The 18,965-nt window shown below is 72.3% G+C and carries 18 protein-coding genes and 2 pseudogenes; 6 read left to right on the forward strand and 14 right to left on the reverse strand.

Annotation, left to right across the window (positions count from 1 at the left end; all coding sequences use genetic code 11):
* The first annotated feature begins 159 nt into the window (after nt 1-159).
* From AB0B33_RS44820 to AB0B33_RS44830, 3 genes and pseudogenes are all read left to right on the forward strand, one after another.
* Entirely contained in the window at nt 160-1,812 is a 1,653-nt protein-coding gene (locus tag AB0B33_RS44820; protein WP_360783783.1) for an AMP-binding protein, read from the forward strand.
* Nucleotides 1,812-2,800, forward strand: a pseudogene (locus AB0B33_RS44825) (phosphotriesterase-related protein); the annotation flags it as partial. The gene AB0B33_RS44820 and the pseudogene AB0B33_RS44825, both read left to right, overlap by 1 nt.
* 21 nt (nt 2,801-2,821) lie before the next feature.
* Complete coding sequence (locus tag AB0B33_RS44830; RefSeq protein WP_247024512.1) at nt 2,822-3,445, forward strand: TetR/AcrR family transcriptional regulator; 624 nt, start codon at nt 2,822-2,824, stop codon at nt 3,443-3,445.
* Here AB0B33_RS44830 and AB0B33_RS44835 read toward each other — a convergent pair.
* Nucleotides 3,403-4,821 (reverse strand): hypothetical protein, encoded by a 1,419-nt coding sequence (locus AB0B33_RS44835; RefSeq protein WP_360783786.1) that lies wholly within the window; start codon nt 4,819-4,821, stop codon nt 3,403-3,405. The genes AB0B33_RS44830 and AB0B33_RS44835 overlap by 43 nt on opposite strands.
* Before the next feature lie 261 nt (nt 4,822-5,082).
* Nucleotides 5,083-5,538 (reverse strand): hypothetical protein, encoded by a 456-nt coding sequence (locus AB0B33_RS44840; protein ID WP_360783789.1) that lies wholly within the window; start codon nt 5,536-5,538, stop codon nt 5,083-5,085.
* A 55-nt stretch (nt 5,539-5,593) separates the two neighbouring features.
* On the opposite strand from AB0B33_RS44840, the gene AB0B33_RS44845 reads away from it, so the two are divergent.
* Nucleotides 5,594-5,914 carry a hypothetical protein gene (locus AB0B33_RS44845; protein ID WP_360783792.1) on the forward strand — a complete coding sequence of 107 codons (321 nt, stop codon included), beginning with the start codon at nt 5,594-5,596 and terminating at the stop codon, nt 5,912-5,914.
* Here the strand turns inward: AB0B33_RS44845 and AB0B33_RS44850 are convergent.
* Nucleotides 5,911-6,549 (reverse strand): TetR family transcriptional regulator, encoded by a 639-nt coding sequence (locus AB0B33_RS44850; RefSeq protein WP_360783833.1) that lies wholly within the window; start codon nt 6,547-6,549, stop codon nt 5,911-5,913. The genes AB0B33_RS44845 and AB0B33_RS44850 overlap by 4 nt on opposite strands.
* 185 nt (nt 6,550-6,734) lie before the next feature.
* Here AB0B33_RS44850 and AB0B33_RS44855 point away from each other — a divergent pair.
* Nucleotides 6,735-6,917, forward strand: a pseudogene (locus AB0B33_RS44855) (SRPBCC domain-containing protein); the annotation flags it as partial.
* Between the two features lie 207 nt (nt 6,918-7,124).
* Here the strand turns inward: AB0B33_RS44855 and AB0B33_RS44860 are convergent.
* From AB0B33_RS44860 to fabG, 11 genes are all read right to left on the reverse strand, one after another.
* Nucleotides 7,125-7,997, reverse strand: a complete 873-nt coding sequence (locus tag AB0B33_RS44860; RefSeq protein WP_360783795.1) for an alpha/beta hydrolase — start codon at nt 7,995-7,997, stop codon at nt 7,125-7,127.
* Between the two features lie 133 nt (nt 7,998-8,130).
* Nucleotides 8,131-8,745, reverse strand: a complete 615-nt coding sequence (locus AB0B33_RS44865) for a hypothetical protein (protein ID WP_360783798.1) — start codon at nt 8,743-8,745, stop codon at nt 8,131-8,133.
* Nucleotides 8,746-8,915: 170 nt separating this feature from the next.
* Entirely contained in the window at nt 8,916-9,566 is a 651-nt protein-coding gene (locus AB0B33_RS44870) for a response regulator transcription factor (RefSeq protein ID WP_360783801.1), read from the reverse strand.
* The gene (locus AB0B33_RS44875) at nt 9,551-10,465 is read right to left on the reverse strand and encodes a hypothetical protein (RefSeq protein WP_360783804.1); all 915 of its coding nucleotides are present in this window, start codon (nt 10,463-10,465) and stop codon (nt 9,551-9,553) included. The genes AB0B33_RS44870 and AB0B33_RS44875 overlap by 16 nt, the downstream gene beginning before the upstream one ends.
* 725 nt (nt 10,466-11,190) lie before the next feature.
* Entirely contained in the window at nt 11,191-12,321 is a 1,131-nt protein-coding gene (locus AB0B33_RS44880) for an ATP-binding protein (protein ID WP_360783807.1), read from the reverse strand.
* Between the two features lie 98 nt (nt 12,322-12,419).
* Nucleotides 12,420-13,514, reverse strand: a complete 1,095-nt coding sequence (locus AB0B33_RS44885; protein WP_360783810.1) for an acyl-CoA dehydrogenase family protein — start codon at nt 13,512-13,514, stop codon at nt 12,420-12,422.
* Nucleotides 13,511-14,695: an acyl-CoA dehydrogenase family protein gene (locus AB0B33_RS44890; protein WP_360783813.1), complete on the reverse strand. Its 1,185-nt coding sequence runs from the start codon at nt 14,693-14,695 to the stop codon at nt 13,511-13,513. The genes AB0B33_RS44885 and AB0B33_RS44890 overlap by 4 nt, the downstream gene beginning before the upstream one ends.
* Nucleotides 14,692-15,915: an acyl-CoA dehydrogenase family protein gene (locus tag AB0B33_RS44895; protein ID WP_360783816.1), complete on the reverse strand. Its 1,224-nt coding sequence runs from the start codon at nt 15,913-15,915 to the stop codon at nt 14,692-14,694. The genes AB0B33_RS44890 and AB0B33_RS44895 overlap by 4 nt, the downstream gene beginning before the upstream one ends.
* Nucleotides 15,916-16,941 (reverse strand): phosphotransferase family protein, encoded by a 1,026-nt coding sequence (locus AB0B33_RS44900; protein WP_360783819.1) that lies wholly within the window; start codon nt 16,939-16,941, stop codon nt 15,916-15,918.
* Nucleotides 16,942-17,050: 109 nt separating this feature from the next.
* A complete protein-coding gene (locus tag AB0B33_RS44905; protein WP_247024500.1) occupies nt 17,051-17,503 on the reverse strand; it encodes a MaoC family dehydratase in 453 nt (150 codons plus the stop codon).
* A 7-nt stretch (nt 17,504-17,510) separates the two neighbouring features.
* Complete coding sequence (gene fabG / locus AB0B33_RS44910) at nt 17,511-18,272, reverse strand: 3-oxoacyl-ACP reductase FabG (RefSeq protein ID WP_247024499.1); 762 nt, start codon at nt 18,270-18,272, stop codon at nt 17,511-17,513.
* A gap of 292 nt (nt 18,273-18,564) precedes the next feature.
* On the opposite strand from fabG, the gene AB0B33_RS44915 reads away from it, so the two are divergent.
* Complete coding sequence (locus AB0B33_RS44915) at nt 18,565-18,906, forward strand: hypothetical protein (protein ID WP_360783823.1); 342 nt, start codon at nt 18,565-18,567, stop codon at nt 18,904-18,906.
* Nucleotides 18,907-18,965 lie beyond the last annotated feature (59 nt).

Genomic DNA, 18,965 nt, shown 5'->3' on the forward strand with positions numbered 1-18,965 from the left:
AAAGGAAAACGGGGAGATGCTGAACCATTCCGAACCGGGGTACGTGTGAATCGGTGAAAGGCGGCTTGTGCGATTCCGCGAAAGCCGGGTCTTGACGTGGCCGCCGTCGCCTCCTAGCGTCGGCATACCGACCGGTCGGTGTCCAAAGGAGGTCACTGGATGAGCTGGTACGACGCGAAGCCCTGGCTCGCGAGCTACGACGAGCGGGTGCGGGACGCGGGTCCGGCGAAGCCGACGACCCTGCCCGAGACGTTCCGCCGCGCCGCGGACCACGTCCCCGACCGGGCGGCGATCGCGTACTTCGACGCGCGGCTGAGCTACCGGGAGCTGGACGAGCTCTCCGACGGCGTCGCGCGGTACCTGACCCGCAACGGCTTCGCCCGCGGCGACCGGCTCGCCCTGGTGCTGCAGAACATCCCGCAGTTCGTGATCGCGCTGCTGGGCGCGTGGAAGGCCGGCGGGATCGTCGTCCCGGTCAACCCGATGTACCGCGAGCGCGAGCTCACCCACGTGCTCACCGACGCCGGCGTCAAGGCGATCGTCTGCTCGCAGCGCGGCTGGAACGCCTACATCGCGAAGACCGTCGAAGGCAGCGCCGTCGAAATCTCGCTCACCACCAGCGAACTCGAGTTCCAGACCCGCGACGACGAGCGCGTGCTGGCGAAGGTCGAGAAGGAGGAGACGCCGGGCGCCACCGAACTCCTCGAAGCCGCGAACACCCCGGGCCCGAAGCCGCCGGAACCCGCCTTCGCGCTCGACGACACCGCGCTGATCAGCTACACCTCCGGCACCAGCGGCACGCCGAAGGGGGCCACCAACACGCACGGCAACATCGGCACCAACGCCGCCGGGCTCGGCTCGTTCAGCGGGCTCCCGGCCGGCTCGACGCTGTTCGGGCTCGCGCCGCTGTTCCACATCACCGGCATGGTCTGCGAAGTCGGCTCCGCGATCGACATCGAGGGCACCCTCGCGCTGGCCTACCGCTTCGACGCCGGGGTCGTGCTCGACGCCTTCCTGGAGCACCGGCCGTCATACACGGTCGGGCCGTCCACGGCGTACATGGCACTGATGGCCCACCCGTCGTTCAGCCGCGACCACTTCACCTCCTTCGCGCTGCTGTACTCCGGCGGCGCCGCGCTGCCGCCCGCCGTCGTCGAGGCGTTCCGTGCGAAAACCGGGCACTACATCCACAACGGCTACGGCCTCACCGAGACCACCGCGGGCTGCGTCGTCGTCCCCGGCACCCTCGAAGCGCCGATCGACCCGGCGTCCGGCACCATCTCGATCGGCCTGCCGGTGCCGGACACGATCGTCCGGATCCTCGGCGAGAACGGCGAAGAGCTGCCGTTCGGGCAGCCGGGCGAGATCGCCGTCGAAGGCCCGATGGTCGTCTCCGGCTACTGGAACCGGCCGGACGCCACCGCGGAGGCGTTGCCGGGCGGACGGCTGCTCACCGGCGACATCGGGTTCATGGACGAGCGCGGCTGGGTCTACGTCGTCGACCGCAAGAAGGACATGATCAACGCGTCGGGCTTCAAGGTCTGGCCGCGCGAGGTCGAAGACGTCCTCTACACGCACCCGGCCGTCCGCGAAGCCGCCGTCGTCGGGATCGCCGACGAATACCGCGGCGAAACCGTCAAGGCGTACGTCAGCCCAGCACCGGGGGTCGCCGCCGATCCGGCGGAACTCGTGGCGTGGTGCAAGGAACGGCTCGCCGCCTACAAGTACCCGCGCACCGTCGTGGTGCTCGACGAACTCCCGAAGACCACCAGCGGCAAGATCCTCCGCCGCGAACTGCGAGCGAGGGGCTGATGGTCGAGACCGCCCGCGGCGCGATCGCGCCGGAAGCGCTGGGCCGGGTGCTCATGCACGAGCACCTCTTCGTGCTCAGCCCGGAATTCGTCCAGAACTACCCGGAACACGAAGGGTTCCGCGAAGACGAGCACGTTCCCGAAGCGATCCGGCGGCTCAAGGAGCTGAAGGACGCGGGGATCGACACGATCGTCGACCCGACGGTGATCGGGCTCGGCCGGTACATCCCGCGCGTGCAGCGGGTCGCCGCCGAGGTCGAGGTCAACATCGTCGTCGCGACCGGGCTCTACACCTACAACGACGTGCCGCACTACCTGCACTTCCGCGGGCCCGGCACGCTGCTGCAGGGCGAGGACCCGCTCGTCGGGATGTTCGTCGGGGACATCCGGGACGGGATCTCGGGTACCGGCGTCAAAGCCGGGCTCCTCAAGTGCGCCACCGACGAACCCGGCGTCACGCCCGGCGTCGAACGCGTACTGCGCGCGGTGGCGAAGGCGCACGCCGAGACCGGCACGCCGATCATGACCCACACGCACGCCGGCACGCGGCGCGGGCTGGAGCAGCAGAACATCTTCGAGGACGAGGGCGTCGACCTGAGCCGGGTGCTGATCGGGCACTCCGGGGACTCGACGGACCTCGGCTACCTGACCGAGCTCGCCGACCGCGGGTCGCTGCTCGGCATGGACCGGTTCGGCCTGGACCTGCTGCTGCCGTTCGAGGAACGGGTGAACACCGTCGCGGCGATGTGCGAACGCGGCTACGCGGGCAGCATGGTGCTTTCGCACGACGCGTCCTGCTACATCGACTGGCTGCCCGCCGAGCAGCTGCCCGCGCTCACGCCGAACTGGCACTACCTGCACATCACCCGGGACGTGCTGCCCGCGCTGCGGGAGCGCGGGGTGTCCGAAACGGACATCACGACGATGCTCGTGGACAATCCCCGGCGGTTCCTGGCCCGGGAGTCCTGAGCCGTTATCCTGGTGCGTCGGATTCGAGAAGGGGGTGCGCGGTGACCCGAGCAAGCACCCGGAAGCCGGGCGAGGCGACGGGCGACGACCAGGCGGCCGTGCCCCGGCGGCTGCTGGAGCACGCCACGAAGCTGTTCGCCAAGAAGGGCTTCGACCGCACGTCCGTCCAGGAGATCGTCGAGGCCGCGGGCGTCACCAAGGGCGCGATGTACCACTACTTCGACTCCAAGGACGACCTGCTCTACGAGATCTACGCCCGCGTCCTGCGCGAGCAGACCCGGCAGCTGGAGAGCGTCGCCGACTCCGGTGCGCCGCTGCGGGAACGGCTCGCCGCCGCCGCGTCCGACGTCGTCGTGTCCAGCATCGACAACCTCGACGACAACACGATCTTCCTGCAGTCCATGCACCAGCTGTCCCCGGACAAGCGCAAGGCGGTGCGCGCCGAGCGCCGCAAGTACCACGAGCGCTTCCGCGGCCTGGTCGAAGAGGGCCAGGCGTCGGGGGAGTTCCGCGCGGACAAGCCGGCCGACGTCGTCGTCGACTTCTTCTTCGGCTCGGTGCACCACCTGGGTTCGTGGTACCGGCGCGGCGGTTCGCTGACCGCCCGTCAGATCGGCGACCACTACGCGGACCTGCTGCTGGCCGCGTTGCGCCCGCCTGGTTGATTGGTGCGGTGACCGATTTCCCGCCGCTGCCCGTGCTCGGCAAGCTGACGCCGGCCGAGCGCGAGCTGATCGAGGCCGCCCGGCGCGGCGACGTGGCGACGCCGGACGCGCCCGTCCGGGCCGAGGTGCTGCGGGAGCTGCTGCTCGGCCGCCGCGGCCCGCTGGACCCGCTGGGCGTGCGCGTCGAGGGCGCCCGGATCGCCGGGACGCTGAACCTGGACCTCGTCGAGTCCGGGACCGGCCTCGCCATGACCGGCTGCGTGGTCGTGAACCCGGTCAGCGTGCGGCGGGCCGGGCTCCCGTGGCTGGACCTGTCCGGCAGCCGGATCGCCGGGTTCGACGGCGACGGCGTCCGGATCGGCCACGACCTGCGCCTCACCGGTGTGCGCGCGACCGGCTCCGGGGAGTTCGGCGCGATCTGCCTGCGGGACGCCCGGGTCGGCGGCCGTGTGTACCTGGGCGACGCCGAGGTGACCAGCGAAGACGGGCCCGCGGTGTACCTCGACGGGCTGGCGTGCGCCGACCTGCGGTGCGCGGGCCTGCGCGCGGCGGGCGACGGCGAGCTGGGCGCGGTCCGCCTGCTCCGCGCGAACGTCACCGGCCAGGTCGTCTTCGACGACGCCGTGCTCACCAACGCCGGCGGGCCCGCGCTGCACGCCGACGGGCTCGAGGCGGCCGGCGACGTGTGGCTGACCTCGGCGAAGATCACCGGGGCCGGCGAAGAGGGGGCACTCCGCCTGATCGGCGCCCGGATCGGCGGCGAAGCCGATTTCACCGACGCCGTGCTGACCAATGAGACCGGTCCCGCGCTCGAGGCCGACCGGCTGCACGCCGGTGACCTGCGGCTCGACGGCGTCACCGCGCTCGCAACCGCCGAAGACGCGGCGATCAGCCTGCTCGGGGCGCGGATCGAGGGCCAGTTCAACGCCGGCGCCGCGGTGGTCGTCAACCGCCGCGGCCGGGGGCTGAGCGCCGACGGCATCCGGGTCGGCGACAGCTTCCACGCCGACGGCCTGAAGGCGCGGGCGTCGGGGGAGTACGGCGCGCTCTGCCTGCTCAGCGCGCACGTGGCCGGCAACCTCTACCTCGACGGCGCCGAGCTGGCCAACGACACCGGGGCGGCGCTGAGCGGCGACCGGCTCGGCGTCGACGGCAACTTCCGCGCCAACCAGCTGACCGCGGAGGGGTCCGGGGAACCGGGCACGATCCGGCTGCTCGGCGCCCGGATCGGCGGCCGGGTGGACCTCGAGGGTGCGAAGCTCACCAACGACGCCAGCCCGGCGCTGTACGCCGACGGCCTGCACGTCGGCGGCAACCTCGCCCTGTCGGGCGCGGAGGCCGCCGGTGCCGGCGAAGAGGGCGCGATCCGGCTGCACGGCACCCAGATCACCGGCCAGCTCCTGCTCGACGGCGTCGAACTGGCCAACGCGTCCGGACCCGCTTTCCTCGCGGACGCCTCGCGCGTGGGGAACTACCTCGACTGCACCGGCCTGAAGGCGACCGGCTCGGCCGGGTGGGCCGCGGTGAGCCTGTCCGGGGTGCGGATCGACGGCCAGGTCACCTTCGACGACGCCGAGATCACGAACGACGCCGGCCCGGCGTTGCAGGCCGACCGCTGCCGGGTGGCGGAAAGCCTGTCACTGAACGGGATCCGGGCCACCGGTGCCGGGGACGATGCGACCGTCCAGCTGGTCGGCGCGCACGTCACCGGCCAGCTGAGTCTCCTCGGCGCCGAACTCGCCCACACCGGCGAAGGGACCCTCCTGAGCCTGGAGGACACCGTCGTCGAGGGCGCGGTCTTCCTCGCCGCCGACGTCGTCTGCGCGAAACCGGTCCGCGGCCCGCACCCGGGGACGATCGAGCTCGACGGGTTCCGCTTCGGCGCGCTCGGCGCGGCCACCTGGCAGGAGTGGCTGCACCTGATCCGGTGGCACACCGCCGTCTACCGGCCCGGTCCGTACCAGCGGCTGGCCGCGGTGGAACGGACGTCGGGGCACGACGGCAACGCCCGGCACGTCCTCATCGCGCAGCAGCGCGACCTCCAGCGGTGGGCGCCCGAGGGGATCGGCGGCTGGCCGGCCCGGCGGTTCCACTGGCTGTGGGGCGCCCTCGCGGGCTACGGCTACCGCGCGCGGCGCACGGCGGCGGTTGCTGCTCGCGGTGCTCGCCGCCGGCGGGCTCGGCCTCTGGGCCGGCCAGGTGGGGGAGGGCGGCCACCACGCCGCCGAGCGCGTCGCGGACTTCGCGGCCCCGGCCGGCACGCGGTGCACGACCGTGGAGCTCATCGGCGTCGGGCTGGACCGCGGGCTGCCGCTGTCGCCGGGGGTGCGCGGCCGGTGCGACCTCAACACCGGCCTCGACGCGGGCCAGGTGTTCACCGTGGCGATCTGGGCGGTCCAGGCCGCGATCTGGGCGCTGGCCACGCTCGCGCTGGTCGGCTACACCGGGCTGGTGCGCAAGACCGGCTAGGGCTGCCGCGGCGGGGCACCGGGGTGGGGCCGCCCGTACCCGGCCAGCCCGGTCTCGGCCAGCCGGGCGGCGCGGCGGACTTCCCGGGTGACGGCGTCGATCGCGTCCGGCAGCGGAACGCCGGGCCGCAGGTGGGTCCGCAGGGCGCGGAACTGAACCCGCCACAGGCCGACGAGGGTGGCCGCGACGATCTGGGGTTCGGGGTCCTCCGGGCGCCGGCCGGTCCGGGTGGCGAGCACTTCGGCGGTGAGGTCGGCGAACCGGTCGGCGACGTCGCTCCGGTACGCGCGCAGCGACGGGGTGTCGCGGATCAGGTCGCCGAACCGCCGGTACTGCGCCAGCGCCCGATCGGGTTCGGCGTCGGCGGCGAGGTTCTCGACGAGGCCGTCCAGTTCGTCGTCGAGGACCGCCAGCATCGCCTCGACCGGCGGGATCGCCGGGTCCGCGAGGCGCGCGCGCATCGCGTCGGCCGTCGCCTCGAGCCGGTCCAGGAGCAGGGCTTCCTTGCTCGGGAAGTAGTTGAAGACGGTCTTCTCGGACACACCGCACGCCTCGCCGACGTCGGCCACGCGCACGGCGTCGAAGCCGCGTTCGAGGAACATCCGCGCGGCGGTGTCGGACAGCTGCTGCCGCATCGCCCGCTTCTTGCGTTCACGCAGGCCGCCGGTCTCGGTGGTCGTCACCTGATCACTGTACTTCAGCCACCCGAAAAGTTCTGCTACATTAATTTTATAGCTGCTGAACTTTCTTGGAGGCCCTCGTGTCGGAGATCCACATCGTCCGCGACTACCCGCACCCGCCCGTGAAGGTCTGGCGTGCGATGACCGACCCGGACCTGATCCCGCACTGGACGTCGACCGGGAAGGGTGCCCGCGCGGTCGGGTTCGAGCCCGAGGTCGGCAACCACTTCCGGTTCGTCGCCAAGCCGATGCCCGGCTGGCGCGGGATCGTCGACTGCGAGGTGCTGGAGGTCCGCGAGCGGGAACTGCTGCGCTACACGTGGGCCGGCGCCGAAGGGGAGCCGCCGAGCGAGGTCCGCTACCTGCTGGAACCCACCCGGCGGGGACCCGCTTCACCTACCACCACACCGGCTTCACCGGCCTCGGCGGGTTCGCCATGGCCAAGCTGCTCGGCGCGGTCCGGCGCCGGATGCTCACCACCGGGCTGCCCGCCTTGCTCGCCGACCTCGACGACACCGGGGCGCTGCGGGTCAGTGCCGCCCGACGTGGTCCAGCAGCAGGGCGATGACCTCGTCCGGGGCCTCCATCGCCATCCACTGGCTCGCGCCCTCGAGGATCTGGAACCGGTACTCGGCGTCGATGTGGTGCACGGTCAGCTCGGCGGCGCTCTGGCCGAGGTAGGGGTCCTCGCGGCCCCAGAGGTAGAGCGTCGGCACGGTGATCCGGCCCGCCGGGATGTCGAAATCGTCGTCGGTGGCGCCGCGGTACCAATTCAGCGTCGCGGTCAGCGCGCCCGGTTCGGAAAGGCGCGCGATCGAGCGTTCGACGATTTCGACCGGAATCCGCCGGCTGTAAACAGCGCGTAATTGCGTGGCTTCGTCGCGTAAGAGGTATTTCTCGGCTTTGCCGACACCGCGCCGGAAGAACCGGATGTACCCGAGGTCGTGGAACTGCCCGTCGTCGGTCGCGGCCGCCCGCCGCAGCGCCGCGGGGTGGGGCGTGGAGAGCACGGTGAGGGACCGCAGCCGCTCCGGGTACGAGGTGGCCAGCGCCCAGGCGATCATGCCACCCCAGTCGCGGGCGACCAGGTGGAACCGCTCGGCGCCCTGGCTGCCGGCGAAGGCGAGGGCGTCCCCGACCAGCTGATCGAGGGTGTAGTGCTCGACCCCGTCCGGCCGCGCCCCGGCCGAGTACCCCCGCTGGTCGACGGCCACGGCCCGGTAACCGGCCTCCCCGAGCGCGTGCAGCTGCTCGGTCCAGGCATCGGCGAACTCGGGCCACCCGTGCAGGAACAGCACGAGCTCCCCGCGTTCAGGCCCGGCCGCAAGCGCACTGTGCCGCCGATCCCCGACGGCGATCGTCAATTCTTCCAGCGCACCCGTCGACGCGACGGCGAATTCCATGGCGCCAGGCTAGAACGGGCCGCCCGGGAGAGCCATGGGGAGAAGGGCACTTTTGCCACCCTTTTGCCTTCCGGGTGGCCTGGCTCACAGAATTTTCGCTCATCTGAGCGAAAATTCCGTGGCCTGGGGGTGGTCAGTTCTTCCAGACCACCGGGGACTTGTCGTAGCCGTCGCCCTTGTCGAACGTCGCCGCTTCCACCGCCGAGCCCTCGCGGGCGCCCTGGAGGGTGCAGGTCTCGAACTTCGCGCCCGCCGTCGTGAAGTCCTTGCCCGCGGTGGCGGACTTGCAGCCGTCGGTGCTGCCGGTGATGATCACGCCGGTCGAGCGGCCGTCGGCGCCGAGGGCGCGCAGGCTCACCGAGGCGTAGGACAGGTCGGCGCCGTCGACGTTCTCGACCGTCGCGCGCAGGTAGAACGGCGTGATGCCCTTCGCCTTGTCGCCGTACTTCGCGAGGTCGGCGTTGGCGCCCTTGTCGATCGCCGTCACGGTGATCGCGATGGTGCCGGACTTGGTCGTGCCGTACTTGAACGGGACCACCGCGCGCTCGCCGAGCTTGAGTTCGGTGCCCGGCTTGGTGACGTCGCCCACCGGCGCGGCGGCAGCCGTCGGCGACGACTCGGGGGAGGCCGACGTGGGGGCCGCCGGGGTCTCGGTCGGGGTGGCGGGCACCGCTTGGCCGGACTCGCTACCGCACGCGGAAAGGAAGAAGGCGGCGGCGAGCAGGGCGGTGGTGCGGACGTGCTTCATGGATCTCCTCGAACAACCCGCCGGACGGGTTCCGGCGGGGCGGAGCCGGAGCGCCGCGGCCGCCCCCAGGACAGTCGCGGCGACCCGGCGGGGTGCCCTCGCGGCTCCGTCAGCGGGACGCTAACCCGCGCGCCGCGCCGCCGGTGTGGGCTGTTCGCACCACACGGAGGTCACAGATCGTCGACGCCGATCAGGCCGTCCTGGATGGCGCGCGCGACGAGCGCGGCCTTGGTCGGCGCCTCGCGGCCGATGCGCGCGTACTTGACGCGGATCCGCTCGAGGTGCGAGTTCACCGTGCTGGCCGAGATCCCGAGCCGGTGCGCGACGAACTCCTTCGACTCGGACTGGAACCATTCGACGAGCACCTCGGCTTCCCGCGCCGACAGCGCCGGCCGCGCCTCCGACCGGTCCCCGGCGAGCGCCCCGGCCAGCGACGGCGGCGTGTACGGCCGGTCCTGCGCCGCCGCCCGCGTCGCCTCCACCAGGTGGTCGGCGCCCTCGGCCTTCGTCAGGTAGCACAGCGCGCCGAGCTCGAGGCACTGCAGGGCGACGTCGTCGTCCGCGCGCATCGAGTAGACGACGACCCGGCGCCCGGCTTCGGCGAGCCGCCGCAGGTCGCCGAACGCCGGGGCGGGGCCGCCCAGGTGCAGGTCGAAGATGACCACGTCGGCGGCCGCGCCCGCGCCCAGCCAAGCGGCCTTGACGTCTTCGCCGTCCGCGACGACGTCGATCGGCGGGTCGCCGGCGGCCAGCCAGTACGCCACGCCGGCGCGCACCGCCGGGTGGTCGTCGACCACGACGGCCGTCACTCGGGTCGCCACCGCGCCTCCATCCAGGTCTGTCCGTCTCGCGAATGGGACGCGACGGGGACCGCCGCCGATCCGCTGAATTCGGAGGTGCCGTCCGCGACGACCGCGACGCGGACCAGTTCGGGCGTCCGCAGCACGCTCACCCGGGCGCGCGTCCGGGCAGCGGCCAGCGCGGTGAGCACGGGCCCGGTCAGCTCCCGCCGCGCGGGCGCCGGCACGTCGACGGGATCCCCGCTGACGGCGAGCGCCACCGCGACCCCGCGCCGCTCGGCGACGTCGAGGCAGGCGGTGACCTCGTGGACGAGCGGATCGGGCACGTCGTCGTTCTCGGCGAAGAGCCGCCGCAGCTGCGCGGCGGCCAGCCCGCACCGGGCGCGCGCTTCGGCCGTGCGGGGGTCGACGGTCCCGTCGGCGAGCCCGGCCAGCAACGGCAGGGTCGCCCCGAGCTGCTCGGCGAACCCGGTCCGCAGCGCCTCCCCGGCCTGCGCGGCAACGGCGGCCCGGGTGGCGAGCCGATCCCGTTCGGCGGCCGCGGCGGAGGCTTCGTTCGAGCGCCGGTCGAGCAACCCGAACAGCCCGGCGACGGCGACCTGGAAGACGGTCACGCCGAACAGCACGATGGCGGCATCCCCGAACTCGGTCCGCGCAACGGGCCCGGCGACCAGGAACTGGGCAACACTGGCCCCGACGTGCAGCGCGAGCGCGGTCAGCAACGCGGGCAGGCGGTCGGCGAGCAGGACGAGCAGGTGCCACCCGACGAGCCCGAACGACCAGTGCGGTTCGCGGAAGAAGGAGTCGGGCGGCAGCGCGGCGGTCGCGACGGAGGAGGCGGCGAGGACGACGAGGGTGCCGACGACGGAAACCGCCAGGGGGAGGGGCTTCCGGCGCAGCACCCACCAGGCACAGGTCACGGTGACGCCGGCGAGGACGAGGAACGCGAGATCCGCGGCGAGGGGCGGCCGGTAGGCGGACTGGTGACGCAGCAGGGGAGCGAGCCCGAGACCGGGCTGGATGACGGCGGTGACCCCGAGCAGGACGATCCGGATGGCAGCGGCAAGCCGGACCGCGGGTTCGGCCGGCCGCCCCGGCGGGGTGGACGCGGCGGCGGGTTCGGGCGGTGCTGTGGCGCTGGGCTGCGTTGGCGGAGTGGGTTTGGTTGGTCGGGTGGGGCTTGGCTGGGTGGCGGGTTCGGGCGGCGTGGCGGCGCCAGGCTGAGGTGGTGTAGCGCTGGTGGGTTCGGCTGGAAGCTGACCCGACCTCGTGCGGGCTGGCCGAGTGGCGGGTTCGGTGGCGTCGCCGGGCTGCTTTGGCGGGGCAGCGCCGGTGGGCTCGGCTGGGAGCTTCCCCGGCCGGGCGGCTGGTTCGGGCGGCGTTGCGGCGGGGAGCCGCTTCGCCGAGGCGGCGCCGGTCGGCTCGGCTGGCGTGTCAGGCATCCGGCCGCCACACATCTGCACGCTTAATCGCTGGTCCGGCGGTCGCAGCGAGCCGTTTGGCGGGTTGAGACATGGGCTCGCTACGTTGCCAGGGCAGGCTGCTGCTTCGGTGCCGAACGGCGGTCGGGGCGGGCTGGGCCGGGGCGCTCGTGGTCGGCCGGATCGCTGGTCCGGTGGCGGCTGCGGCGAACCGGCCGGTGGGTTCAGCCATGGGGCCGCCTCGAAGCCGCAGCATTCGCAGGACAAGCCGATGCCTCGCGGCACCACCTCAGCGTCACCGTCGTTCCCTCGCCCGGCCGCGAAGTGACCTCCGCCGTCCCTCCGGCCGCGCGCATCCGTTCCACCACCGACCCCCGCACGCCCCGGCGGGACAACGGGACCTCCGCCGGGGCGAACCCGACGCCGGCGTCCGCCACCGTCACCTCCACGCCACCGGGCGTCGGCGCCAGGCGCACCGCGACCGACGACGCGCCCGAGTGCCGCTCCGCGTTGCGGAGCGCCTCCTCCGCTGCCCGCACCAGGGCGAGCGCCGCCGCGGCCGGGACCTGCGGGACCTCCTCCCACACCGCCTCCACCCGCAGCGCGCGCCCCGAAGACACCATGCGCAACCCGGCTTCGAGGTCGACCGGACCCTCCCCGCCGGTCAAGATCGCCAGGTCGTGGGCCGCGTAGCCCGCCACCGCCGACGGGTCGGTCGTCGCGCCTGAAGCCACCGCCAGGAACGTCGCCGAAGCCGTGTCGTGCAGGAGGGCCAGGTACTCACGTTCGCGCCGCCGCCGGTCGCGGCTGAGGGCCTCCGCCTGCTCGACCGCCGCCTGTTCCGCGCGGGCCGCGTCGGTGCGGGCGGCCGCTCGGCTCAGGAGGACGTACGCGAGGCGGGCCAGCACCGTCTCCACCACCACTCGCGGCACCACCGGCAGCCACGCGCCGAGGCCCGCGATGGCTCCGACCACGAGCAGCGCCACCAGCGCCGGCCCGGTGAGCCGCGGCGGGTGCTCCCACTGCCACGTGATCGCCGTGATCGTCAGGACGTTGACCGCCCACAGGCTCGCCTCGCCGGGCACCGACGTGAGCCACGGCTGGGCGGCGCACACCGCACCCGCGCGCAGCACGGACAACGCGAACGACGTGCGCCGCCCGGCGAGGACGTCGGCGACGCCCGCGCCGAACGTCAGCGCGAGCAGGGCGAACGCGAGCGGGAGCGCGCCGCCGGGGGTGGCCACGACGCCGAAGACGCCGACGATCCCGGTCGCGACGGCCCGGGCGGGGCCGGCGAACTGGGCGACCGAGGCGCGGAGCTGGGATTCCACCGAGCCGGCCGGGCTGGTGGTCATCGCGCTCCCGGGAACGGCGGAAATCGGTCAGCCCGTTTCTACCAGCTGACGCCGTGAAGGCCACCTCGAGGAACCGGGGTGGCCTTCACGAACGGGGGTCAGGCGGGCAGGTTCACCAGGTCCGCCAGGCGGGCGCGGTGCCGGCCGGGCGTGCCCAGCGCCAGCTCGTCCGCCTTGGCGCGCTTGAGGTACAGGTGCGCCGGGTGCTCCCACGTCATCCCGATGCCGCCGTGCAGCTGGATCGCCTCTTCGACGGCCTTCACCGCGATCGGCGCGTTGCGGGCCTGGGCGACCGCCACCGCGATCGGCACGTCGGTGCCCGTGGCGAGCGCGTCCGCCGCGTTGCGGGCCGTCGCGCGGGCCAGCACCAGGTCCGTGTACAGGTTCGCCAGCCGGTGCTTCAGCGACTGGAACCCGCCGACCGGGCGGCCGAACTGGTAGCGGCCCTTGAGGTAGGCCACCGTCTCCGTCAACGCCCACTCGGCGACGCCCGTCTGCTCCGACGCGAGGATGCCCGCCCCGAACAGCAACGCCTGCTCCAGCGCCGCGGCCGCGTCCGGTCCCGAAGCCACCAGCACCGCCGGCGCGTCCGCAAGCGACACGTCGGCCACGCGCCGGGTCAGGTCGAACGACGTCAGCTCCGACACCGTCGCCGCCGAAGCCTCGACGACGTACAGCGCGGGGCCGTCCGGGCCGGCGGCCGGGACGACGAGCAGGTCCGCCACCGACGCGTCCGCCACCGTGCCGACCCGCCCGCTCAGCGTTCCGGCGGCGGACGCGGTCACCGACGACGGGAAGCCCGCGCCCGGCGCCGTCGTCAGCGGCACGGCCAGCGCGCCGATCGCCTGCCCCGCCGCGAGCTTGCCGACGAACTCGCGGGCGCCGACGGCCACCAGCGCCGTCGTCGCCAGCACCACGCTGCCCAGGAACGGCACCGGCGCCACGCTGCGGCCCAGTTCCTCGGCCACCACGGCGACCTCGCGGGCCGACGCGCCGTGCCCGCCCAGCTCCTCGGGTACCGCCAGCCCGGCCACGCCGACCTCGTCGGCCAGCGTGCGCCACAGTTTCAGGTCGTAACCCTCGGCCGTCTCGATCCGCGCCAGCAACGCCTCGGCGCCGGCCTTGTCCTTCAGCAGGTCCCGGACCGAAGCCCGCAGGTCTTCCTCGACGTCCGAGTACAGCAGGTCAGTCATCGGGGGAGGTCCTTCCAGGCGACGTCCTTGTCGACACGCGGCTCCGAGGGCAGCCCCAGCACGCGCTCGGCGATGATGTTGCGCAGGACCTCCGAGGTGCCGCCCTCGATGGAGTTCCCCTTCGCGCGCAGGTAGCGGTAGCCGGCTTCGCGGCCGGTGAAGTCGACGATCGCCGGGCGCCGGAACGACCAGTCGTCGTAGGCCAGGCCCTCTTCGCCGAGCAGCTCGACCTCCAGGCCGGTGAGCGCCTGGTTCAGCTCCGAGAACGCGACCTTCATGGCCGAACCCTCCGGGCCGGGCGCGCCCGCCGTCAGCTGCTGGCGCAGCCGGGTGCCGGCCAGCCGCAGCGTTTCGGCCTCGACCCAGCGCTGCACGAGCCGGTCACGCAGCTCCGGGGTGCGCAGCTCGGGCCGCTCGCGCCACGTCTTCGCGACGATCCCGATGAGCCCGCCTTCACGCGGCTGGACGTGCCCGCCGATCGCGACGCGCTCGTTCATCAGCGTCGTCTGCGCGACCTTCCAGCCCTCGCCGACCGCGCCGAGGCGCTGGGTGTCCGGGATCCGGACCTCGGTCAGGAAGACCTCGTTGAACTCGGCCTCGCCGGTGATCTGGCGCAGCGGCCGGACCTCGACGCCGGGTGCGGTCATGTCGCACAGGAAGTACGTCATGCCCTGGTGCTTCGGCACGTCCGGGTCGGTGCGGGTGACCAGGATCGCCCACTGCGACTCGTGCGCGCCCGACGTCCAGACCTTCTGCCCGGTGACGATCCAGTCGTCGCCGTCGCGGACGGCGCGGGTGCCCAGCGCGGCGAGGTCGGAACCGGCGCCCGGCTCGGAGAACAGCTGGCACCACACCTCGTCGCCGGTCCACAGTGGACGCAGGAAGCGCTCGCGCTGCTCCGGCGTGCCGAAGGCGAGGATGGTCGGCGCGGCCATGCCGAGGCCGATGCCGATCCGGCGCGGGTTGTTGTCCGGCGCGCCCGCGTCGGCGAACACACCGTCCACAACGGACTGCAGCGCGCGCGGCGCGTTCTGCCCGCCGAGGCCGGCGGGGAAGTGGATCCAGGCGAGCCCGGCGTCGAACCGGGCCCGCAGGAAGTCCATCCGGTCCGTCGTGGCCGGGTCGTGCGCGGCCAGGAACTCGGTCGCCTGACGGGTCAGGTCTTCGGCGGTGACAGTCACTTCGCGCCCTCCGAGAGGTACTTCTTCAGTTCACGGCGGGCCAGCGAGCGCTTGTGGACCTCGTCCGGCCCGTCGGCCAGCCGCAGCGTGCGGTTGCCGGCCCACATCGCGGCCAGCGGGAAGTCCTGGCTGACGCCGCCAGCGCCGTGCACCTGCACGGCCTTGTCGAGGATCCACTCGACGGTGATCGGGGTGGAGATCTTGATCGCCTGGATCTCGGTGTGCGCGCCCTGGTTGCCGACGGTGTCCATCAGCCACGCGGTCTTCAGCACCAGGAGCCGCTGCTGCTCGATCTTCACCCGCGACTCGGCGATCCAGTCCTGCACGACGCCCTGCTGCGCGATCGGCTTGCCGAACGCCTCGCGCGAGATCGCGCGGCGGCACATGAGCTCCAGCGCGCGCTCGGCCATGCCGATGGCGCGCATGCAGTGGTGGATCCGGCCCGGGCCGAGGCGGGCCTGGGCGATCGCGAAGCCGTCGCCCTCGCCGGCGATGAGGTTTTCGACCGGCACGCGGACGTTTTCGAAGATCACCTCGGCGTGCCCGCCGTGGTCGCTGTCGTCGTAGCCGAAGACGTGCATGCCGCGTTTGACCGTCAGGCCCGGGGTGTCGCGCGGGATCAGGATCATGCTCTGCTGCTTGTGCGGCGCGGCTTCCGGGTCCGTCTTGCCCATCACGATGAAGATCTGGCACGCGGGGTTCATCGCGCCGGAGATGTACCACTTGCGGCCGTTGACGACGTACTCGTCGCCGTCGCGCCGGATCGCGGTCTCGATGTTGCGGGCGTCGGAGGAGGCGACGTCCGGCTCGGTCATCGCGAACGCGGAGCGGATCTCCCCGGCCAGCAACGGTTCCAGCCACTGCTTCTGCTGCTGCTCGTTGCCGAACATGGCCAGCACTTCCATGTTCCCGGTGTCCGGTGCGGCGCAGTTGAGCGCGGTCGGCGCCAGCCGGATGCTGCGGCCGGTGATCTCGGCCAGCGGCGCGTACTGCAGGTTCGTCAGGCCGGCGCCGTGGTCACCGGGCAGGAAGAAGTTCCACAGGCCGCGCTTGCGCGCCTCGGCCTTGAGCTCGTCCATGACCGGCGGGATGGCCCAGGGGTCTTCGCGTTCGGCGAGCTGCTGCTCGAACACGGGCTCGGCGGGGTAGACGTGCGAATCCATGAACTCGAGGAGCTTTCCGCGCAGCTCCTCGGTCTTCTCGTCGAACGCGAAGTCCATTTACTTCTCCTCTTTGAGAATCTCGTTGCCGTGCGAGATGAGCAGCGGGACACCGGCCCCGACGCCCTCGAAGCCCGCGCCGACCGTCTGGCCCTTGCTGTGGCGGTAGTGGATGCCTTCCAGGATCACGGCCAGCTTGAAGAACGCGAAGCTGACGTACCAGTTCAGCTGCGAGACGTCCCGGCCCGAGCGCTCGGCGTAGCGGACCACGACCTCGTCGGTCGTCGGGTAACCCGGCGCCGAACTGGCGTTGGAGACGAACTGCAGCGACACCTTGTCGCGCTCGGCGTAGGCCACCAGCAGCGCGAGGTCGGTGAGCGGGTCGCCCAGCGTCGACATCTCCCAGTCGAGCACCGCGGAGATGTCGTCGCCGGTGTCGACGAGGACGTTGTCGAGCCGGTAATCGCCGTGGATGATCGACGGCTTGCCGGACACCGGCACCGCTACGGCGAGCCGGTCGTGCAGCTCTTCGATGCCGGGCAGGTCGCGACTGCGGGAGGCGTCGAGCTGCTTCTTCCACCGCCGCAGCTGTCGCTCGAGGAAGCCCTCAGGGCGGCCGAAATCGGCGAGCCCGACGTCGGCCGGGTCGACGGCGTGCAGGTCGACGAGCGTGTCGACCAGCGCGTCGGCGATCGCCCGCGTGCGCTGCTCGCCGAGCTTCGCGAGCTCGTCGGCGGTCCGGTAGGGCGTGCCCTCGACGAAGCTCATGACGTAGAACTGCGCGCCGACGACGTCCGCGTCCTCGCAGAGCAGGATCGCCTCGGGCACCGGCACCGCGGTGTCGCGCAGGCCCGAGATCACCCGGAACTCGCGGGTCATGTCGTGCGCGGTGGGCAGCACGTGCCCGAGCGGCGGGCGGCGGACCACCCAGCGCGAGCGGCCGTCGCCGACCACGTAGGTGAGGTTCGACCGGCCGCCCTCCACGACGTCCGCGGTCAGCTCCCCGGCGACCAGGCCCGGCCGGTGCGCGTCCAGGTGGGCGCGCAGGCGGCCCAGGTCGAGACCCGGCGGGTCGGTGCGGCTCATCGTGCCTCCTCAAGCGTTCTGCGGGGGAGCATACCGACTAGTCGGTATGACGTACAGAGAGCACCGGGAAGCGTCACTTTCCCTACGAAAGTGACGCTTCCCGGGGGCGTCACGCGAGGAACCGCGTCACCCATTCGGCGACGCAAGCGGGCTTCGCCTCGCCGTCGATCTCGACCGTCCACTTCGACACCGCCTGCTTGCCGCCCGGGATGTCGGTGATCTCCGCCAGTTCGGCACCGGCGCGCACCTTCGAGCCGACCTTCACCGGCTGCGGGAAGCGCACCTTGTTGAGGCCGTAGTTGATGCCCATCTTGATGCCGTTGACCTTGTAGATCTTCGGGCCGAACGCCGAGAGCAGCGAAAGCGTCAGGAAGCCGTGTGCGATCGTGCCGCCGAACGGGCCGGCGGCCGCCATCGGCTCGTCGACGTGGATCCACTGGTGGTCGTCGGTGGCGTCGGCGAACTGGTTCACCCGGTCCTGCGTGACGGTCAGCCACTCGCTGTACCCGAGGTGCTCGCCGACCGCGGCGGCGAACTCGTCGAGGTTCTGGAACTCCCGCATCTCGGCCTCAGTCCTTCGGTCCGCCGGCGACGTAGATGACCTGGCCGGACACGAACCCGGCCCCCTCGCTGACCAGGAACGACGTCAGGTTGGCGATGTCCTCGGGCGTGCCGACGCGCTGCACCGGGATCTGCGACGCGGCGGCGGCCTTGAAGTCTTCGAAGCTCATGCCGATCCGCTCGGCGGTCGCGGCGGTCATGTCGGTGGCGATGAACCCCGGCGCGATCGCGTTCGCGGTGACGTTGAACTTGCCCAGCTCGATGGCGAGGGTCTTGGTGAACCCCTGCATGCCGGCCTTGGCGGCGGAGTAGTTGACCTGCCCGCGGTTGCCCAGCGCCGACGTGCTCGACAGGTTGACGATCCGGCCGTACTTCTCCTGCGTCATGTGCTTCTGCACCGCGCGGGTCATCAGGAACGACCCCTTGAGGTGCACGCCGAGCACGGAGTCCCAGTCCTGCTCGGTCATCTTGAAGATCAGGTTGTCCCGGGTGATGCCGGCGTTGTTGACCAGCACGACGGGCGGCCCGAGCTCGTCGGCCACCCGCCCGACGGCCGCCTCGACCTGCTCGGCGTCACTGACGTCCAGCGCGACACCGACGGCCTTGCCACCCTTCGCGACGATCGCCTCGGCGCCCTGCTTGACGCCGGCCTCGTCCAGATCCAGCAGCCCGACGGCGAAGCCGTCCTCGGCCAGCCGCGCGGCCACAGCGGCACCAATACCGCGGCCGGCACCGGTGACCACGGCGACACGGGAAGGGGAATCGGTCACGGGGGACCTCCTCGTCGTTGAGAAGCGGGCTCGTGCCCGCGAGCCTACTAAGCAGTTGGTCACCAGACGATACGCGGGATCAGCCCCGGTGTGGTGTCACCATGCGCAGGATCATAGCCAGGGATCCGGGGCGGACCGGTCACCTGACGCGGTGGACCCGCGCCGGCGAGGGTGATCGGGCGACCCGAGATCGCCGGAAATCGGCTGGTGGCGAGGCCGGCCGTCTCGCTAGGCTCCGGCGCCGGTGAAACGACGGAGTGCGAAGGGGTGCACGGTGGTTCAGGAGGAGGTAGTGCCGACCACTGTGCTGTGGCGGCCGACCGGTCCGGAGGAACTGGAGCTCCTCCGGGAATCCGGCTGGCGCGCTTGGCCGCCCCGGCTGCCCGAGCAACCGATCTTCTACCCCGTGCTCAACGAGGAGTACGCGATCAAGATCGCCCGCGATTGGAACGTGCCGCACCACGGGGTCGGCTACGTCACCCGCTTCCGGGTCGAGTCGGAGTTCCTCGAGCGCTATCCGGTCCAGCAGGCCGGCGGCAGGACGATCCTGGAGTTGTGGGTGCCGGCGGAGGAGCTCGCCGAGTTCAACGCGCACCTGGCCGGCCCGATCGAGGTCGTGCACGAATTCCGTTGAGCTGCCGTGGGGCGGGGGGGGGGGGGGGGGCCCGCCCCCCCCCCCCGCCCGGGCGTGGT

It is taken from the genome of Amycolatopsis sp. NPDC049159, assembly GCF_040648295.1.
GTDB lineage: Bacteria > Actinomycetota > Actinomycetes > Mycobacteriales > Pseudonocardiaceae > Amycolatopsis > Amycolatopsis pretoriensis_A.